This is a genomic window from Prevotella sp. oral taxon 313, assembly GCF_003043935.1.
Lineage (GTDB): Bacteria > Bacteroidota > Bacteroidia > Bacteroidales > Bacteroidaceae > Prevotella > Prevotella jejuni.
The window spans coordinates 3,557,752-3,564,033 of sequence record NZ_PYXE01000001.1; the positions used below are offsets into that span (position 1 = coordinate 3,557,752).

The 6,282-nt window shown below is 39.0% G+C and carries 4 protein-coding genes; all 4 read right to left on the reverse strand.

All coding sequences use genetic code 11. The features are described from left to right. Positions 1-20 precede the first annotated feature (20 nt). Positions 21-653, reverse strand: a complete 633-nt coding sequence (locus tag AXF23_RS14075) for a polysaccharide deacetylase family protein (protein WP_009011988.1) — start codon at positions 651-653, stop codon at positions 21-23. 200 nt (positions 654-853) lie between these two features. Further along, positions 854-4,171, reverse strand: a complete 3,318-nt coding sequence (locus AXF23_RS14080; protein WP_107625740.1) for a glycosyltransferase family 117 protein — start codon at positions 4,169-4,171, stop codon at positions 854-856. A gap of 850 nt (positions 4,172-5,021) precedes the next feature. After that, positions 5,022-5,399 carry a hypothetical protein gene (locus tag AXF23_RS14085; protein WP_199222201.1) on the reverse strand — a complete coding sequence of 126 codons (378 nt, stop codon included), beginning with the start codon at positions 5,397-5,399 and terminating at the stop codon, positions 5,022-5,024. A 419-nt stretch (positions 5,400-5,818) separates the two neighbouring features. Continuing rightward, the coding region (locus AXF23_RS14090; protein WP_233251318.1) for a hypothetical protein at positions 5,819-6,282 on the reverse strand (464 nt) is incomplete at its 5' end.

The window sequence follows — 6,282 nt, forward strand, 5'->3', positions numbered from 1 at the left end:
TGTTGTAAGACAATATATTATTAAAAGGTTTCAGCGGGATCATCGGGGAATACCTTAAACGCATATCCTTGCTCTTTCAACCATTGCAACGATTCTGGAAGTGCTGTACGAAGTTTATCTATACTTTTAAGAGAATCATGGAAAGTAATGATAGAACCATTTCGTGAGTATTTTTTTACATTCTTTACAACATCATCAGCCGTCAACCATTTGGAATAATCTCGTGTTACAAGATCCCACATAACGACGCGATAATTCTGTTTCACCCACCAATAAACTGTATGACGGAGCCATCCATGTGGTGGTCGGAAGTAAGGGGTATTGAGTAAAGCGTCTGCCTTCGTTACATCTACTGCGTATGTCAATGTCCAATGCCTAAAGGAACCAAGGTGATGATAGGTATGGTTACCGACTTTGTGGCCTCGTCGAATAACCTCTTCATATAGTTCAGGATATTTTCTAACGTTATCAGCAACCATGAAAAACATTGCTTTCGCATTGAATTGGTCGAGTATGTCGAGGATAAAAGGTGTTGCCTCAGGTATAGGTCCGTCATCAAATGTCAGATAGACCGAATGGTCCTCCTTGTCCATACGCCAAAGTGCGTGTGGATATAGGATACGTAGCCATCGTGCAGGTTGTTCTATTATCATATAATGTAATCCTCTTTGTTCTCCTCTAAATCCATTAATTAGGGAGAGGTTTGTTATTTATACTTGTTTTTCCCTTATTTATCTTTCATAGACTTAAAGGAGGATATAAAGCAAAAAGCCAGAGTTTGGTTATCTGTTATGATAACCAGATTCTGGCTTTTAGATAATTATTTTAAATGGAGAGCTTCTGCTCTCTAAGTTTATAATGACCCACCTTTTGCTTTGAAGATCTGGAACAGGTTGTTAAGCTGATTTGCATGCTTCTCAGCCCATGCACGATTGGTCTGGTCATTGTCATTGACAAGATTCATCATTATCTGGAAATGCATCTTACATGACCCTTCTGACATGTTGAAAAGACGAGGAGGAAGATTCATATAGTAGTTTGCATACTGAAGAGAAATCTTCCACAATGCATCATAGAGTTGACTTGCTTTTGCCTTTTGTCCCAACAATGCGTATGCACGTGCCATATCACCAGAACCACTCATATAGCTGACAGGTACATTATAGGTAGGTATCTCCTTATCAGCCTTCTGTAATACCTTCAATGCTTTAGCCTTCTCACCCTTTGCAATGAGGTGAAGTGCAAGGTCGGCCATCTCACGACGATGTGTATAGCACATACGAGCTACAGTTTCATCGATGTAAAGTCCTGGCTTGCTAAGGCCTCCCCACTTAAAGCGGTTCATCATTACATCGTATGTCTTCTCTGTATCGAAGTTACGCATGTTGATACCTTCTGAATCCTGACTTTGTACTGTTGAGAATGGTGTGATACGATTGACCAAACCTTCTTGAACAAAGTTATCACCTAAGTTCATAAAATTCTCTGAACCAACAGTGATTGCTACATAGAGAGGACGTGTCCAGTTGCAGTTAGCTATCATCTCAAGCATCATCAAGTCGTTCTTATACAACGCTTGTTTTCCTGCCAGAGAGATGACCATACGGTCTGGAATTGAATCGCCAGGGAGCATCATACCACTTCGACGTACAGCTTCCTTATCGATAGTCATATATATGGTATCGGTAGGAATACAATGGGTCTCATCATTCTTTGAGCGTACCCAATATTTGAGGATATTCTTTAACTCAAATGGGTCGTCACCAAATTGTGCCTTTGCAGAAACTGGATCCTGCTTGTAGAATTCCTTAATCTGTTCCTTATACTGTGGTTCAACTCGTACAGCCTCATTAGTACCACTTACATAATCGAGGCGTGGCCATGAGATAGGGACGCTCGGGGATTTATATGCAGGACGTCGCATCTGGTCAATATACCAGTCTGTCTGTAGGTAAGAAAGGTTACATACGCGTGTATCTGTACGTACTCCTTCAACCTCTTGGTTGTACCATAGTGGGAAGGTGTCATTATCACCATTTGTGAAGATGATTGGATTACCCTTCTGCTGTAGTGAGTTAAGGTAGTTCTGACCAAAGTCGCGACATGTGTATCGGCCTGAACGGTCATGGTCGTCCCATGTCTGAGATGCCATCTGAATAGGAACAAGCAGACAGACGAGTGAGATGACTAATGCTGACAATACCGGTGCAACTTTCAATTTACGTACCCAATCGTAGAGTGCCAATACACCTAAACCACACCAAATTGCGTAGGCATAGAATGAACCTGCATAGGCATAGTCGCGCTCACGTGGCTGACTTGGTGTCTGGTTCAAATAGATTACGATAGCAAGACCTGTCATAAAGAACAGGAAGAATACCACCCAGAACTGCTGTATACCTCGTTTGCCACGCCACGCCTGCCAGAAAAGTCCAATAAGACCAAGTAACAGTGGTAAGCAATAGAATACGTTATGACCCTTATTAGCTTTCAGCTCATCGGGCATTAAGTTTTGATTACCATAGAGTGCATTGTCAATGAATGAGATACCAGTAATCCAGTTGCCATGTTCGGGCTCACCATTACCTTGTATATCGTTCTGACGTCCTGCGAAATTCCACATGAAATAACGCCAGTACATGAAATTACACTGATAAGAGAGGAAGAACCTTAGGTTTTCCAATTGTGTTGGCATCTTCACGCCGTCAACGTCATGTCCGACAATACCTCCCATCCACTGCTCATATTGAGCCGCATGGCTAGGGTCATACATACGAGGGAAGAACATATTCTGGTCAAACACCTGTGTTGCTTTATGACGTACAACAAAATAAGAATCTTTCTCATCTTTAGATGCTTTCTCCTTACGTTCATAGACAGGTGCACCCTCATCGAACTTATAATGTGTACCATCATCTGTAACAGAAGGCTGACTTGAGTAAGCCTGTCCGTAGAATAATGGATGGTCACCGTACTGATCACGGCTCAGATAGCTACCCAAGGTAAAGATGTCCTCTGGTGAGTTCTGGTCCATAGGTGGGTTGGCTGTTGAGCGAATAACAATCACTGCGTATGAAGAATAGCCGATAATCAACATCAGCATACACAGTAGGGCTGTATTCTTTACACGTGGTGATATAAGAGCAACACGTTGTCTTTTTCCTTCTTTGTTGAATGGACGCTGCCACTGTAGTAGCACATAAACGACAGCCAGTACAACAAGACCTGTGAAGAAAGCAGTCCAACCATAGCCATAGAATGGTATACCAATTAAAGCTAATGCTGCTAAGAATGCAATGTTCTGCCGTCTTGTGTCTTTGTTCTGATATGTCTCATATATACCCCATACAAAGGAAGCAATAAGAAGAGCTATATATACAATGGTACCTGTATTAAATGGCATGCCAAGAGTGTTTGTGAAGAATAGTTCAAACCACCCTCCAACGGTGATAATACCAGGTACAACACCATAGAGTACAGCTGCGACAAGAACCACAGAGAGTACTAAGGCTAATAATGATCCCCTTAGATTAGCCTCAGGAACCTTCTTATAATAGTAAACCAGTACGATAGCTGGGATACAAAGGAGATTGAGCAGGTGTACACCAATAGATAAGCCTGTCATATAGGTAATGAGAATCAGCCAACGATCAGAATGTGGCTTGTCTGCATTATCTTCCCATTTTAAGATGAGCCAGAATACTACTGCGGTAAATGCTGATGAATAAGCATATACCTCTCCTTCAACGGCAGAGAACCAGAAAGTATCACTGAACGTATAAATCAGTGCACCAACAAGGCCTGCACCCTCTATAGCGATGGTTTTTGCAAGTGATGGAGCTTCTCCGTCACGCACGATTAGTCGACGTGAGAGGTGAGTGATGGTCCAGAAAAGGAACATGATACACGTTGCTGAAAGCAATGCGCTCATGGTGTTAACCATGCGTGCTACCTCTGTTGGATCGCTTGCAAAATGTGAGAAAAGATTAGCTGTAAGCATGAAGAATGGTGCCCCAGGAGGGTGTCCAATCTCCAGTTTATAGCCTGTTGTAATGAATTCGGGACAGTCCCAAAAGCTGGCTGTCGGTTCAATTGTGGAACAATAGACGAAGGCTGCAATAAGGAATGCAACCCATCCAAAGATGTTGTCCACCAGTCTAAATTGTTTCATTTATGCGATTAGAATTTACTGTCTACTCATCTTTCTTGGATAAGCAGAGATATTTATTTCGAAATAATCGATGCAAAGATAATAATATTAATCAAAACAACATAAAGAGAGTGGAGAAATTATTGTAAAATGTGATGAAAAGAACATGACTAACGTTTGGAATTGACTTTATTTGCTTGGGTTAAAGCATAAAGGTAAGATTATGTAAATGTGTTTTTTGAAGTTTTATACTCGAATAGGAGGATTATATTACACATCTTATAAGAATATTTTTTATTTTAAGTTGCTGTCACTTTTAACATTTCATGTAATACCACTGTAAACTAACAAGTTATATTATGATTTTGGCTGACAGTAGTGACAGCAAAATTATTTTTTGAGAAATACTTAGATCTCTTTATACTGAGTTTGGGCGCTTTAAAGAGCATTCGTTTATTATGAATATGCCAATAAGGTTTCGGGAAACACAAATGATTGTGTTTAAGAATGATGATTAAATTATGGGTCTTCAGGATTTTGGAGTGATAAGTTTTGCCGCTTGTGTTTAGAGTTTGAAGCAATGTCACACGGAGGCACGGAGAGGACGGAGGATTATTAAAACAAAGCAATGGAAGTAACGGAGGCACCGACGGTGCATAGAACCACGGAGCTTGTTTGCCAATTCTATTAGCAATTTATATACAAAGCGTTTACCTCAAAATAGTTATCAAGAATCTGTACGATATACCTCCGTCGCTCTTTGTGCCGTCGGCACCTCCGTGACATAGCATTACCTCCGTTTCTCCATTACTCCGTGTGCCTATTATATAAGACTTTTAGTTTATCACTCCATATTTCGGAAGAACCCTTTTTAAAGCTCTACCAACCATACGCCATCTTTCTTAAGATAAACGATTGGGTCTACATCAAATTTGAAGCCCTCAATGGGGGTACGTTCTTCCCAAATGTCAGTTACTTCATTCACAAAAGAATCATAAGGTAAATGAATTCTTCTATCATCATAAAGATGTAATCCTAATTTTTTCTTTGTCTCTAATTCAGGAGATAATATAATCTCATCATTTTCTAAAATGATATTTTCTAAATAATACTTTCCAACCTGATAGTTACAATAATTTTCCCTCCGAAAAGCACTTTGTATCTGTTCTGCGGATAGAGTTCTGAAAACTTTATCTGATAAAAACTCATTTGTTTTGCAATTTTCATATCTTTTAAATCCAATACTCAATAGCCCTTCTTTAAAAGAGGTTTGAAGACGATATAAGTTTTCTTCTACTTGCCAAAACCGACATTCTATACCTTTTAAAAAAGCATAGTCATTATTTTATATTTTCAACATAACACATCATTTTATGATAATAAATTTTTCATCTTCTTTACTGTAGATTGCCCCTAAAATTTCTTTGCCATCATTAGACACCTCCCATATTTCATCACCTTCATTAAATTTTACTCTTCGTAGCAAATTCCATTCAGGTATTCCTAATCTACATTGTTACCAGAGGTAAATCCTGTGGAAGTAAACGGATAGAGCCAATTATCAAATGTACCTCCTTTGGGAATAACAATATTTTCAGGAATATCTTTTGATTTGAACCTTATGACCCCACAACTATTATTTAAAAGATGAAACTTGATGTCCTTGTTTTACTCCTCCACCAACCAAATACCATCTTTTTTGAGATAAACAATTGACTCTACATCAAATTTGAAGCCCTCAATGGGGGTACGTTCCTCCCAAACGTCGGTTACTTCTTCTTTGCTTATTTCAAATCTTGGATCCCTTGAATCATACCAACCCTTATGCCAAATTCTCCTTGGATAAACTTTAAAAAAAGAATCTTCATTCAAAGGAGCGACTAAAAGCATCTTATCATCACAATTCTCTATGTATAAGTCAAATCCTTGATACTTGGCAAAAGAGCGAATCTTAAAAGCCCTTATTCCTGTATTTCTTGGAGCTTCTAATTCATAAAAAATATTTTTCAAAAGAGGTTCTCTTATTGCTTTAAACTTATATTCCTCTATAAGATCTTTATTTTCTGTATAATATATATAGGTACCTGATTTACTTGCCATTCTTAATAAATGTCTACCAAGATATCCATATA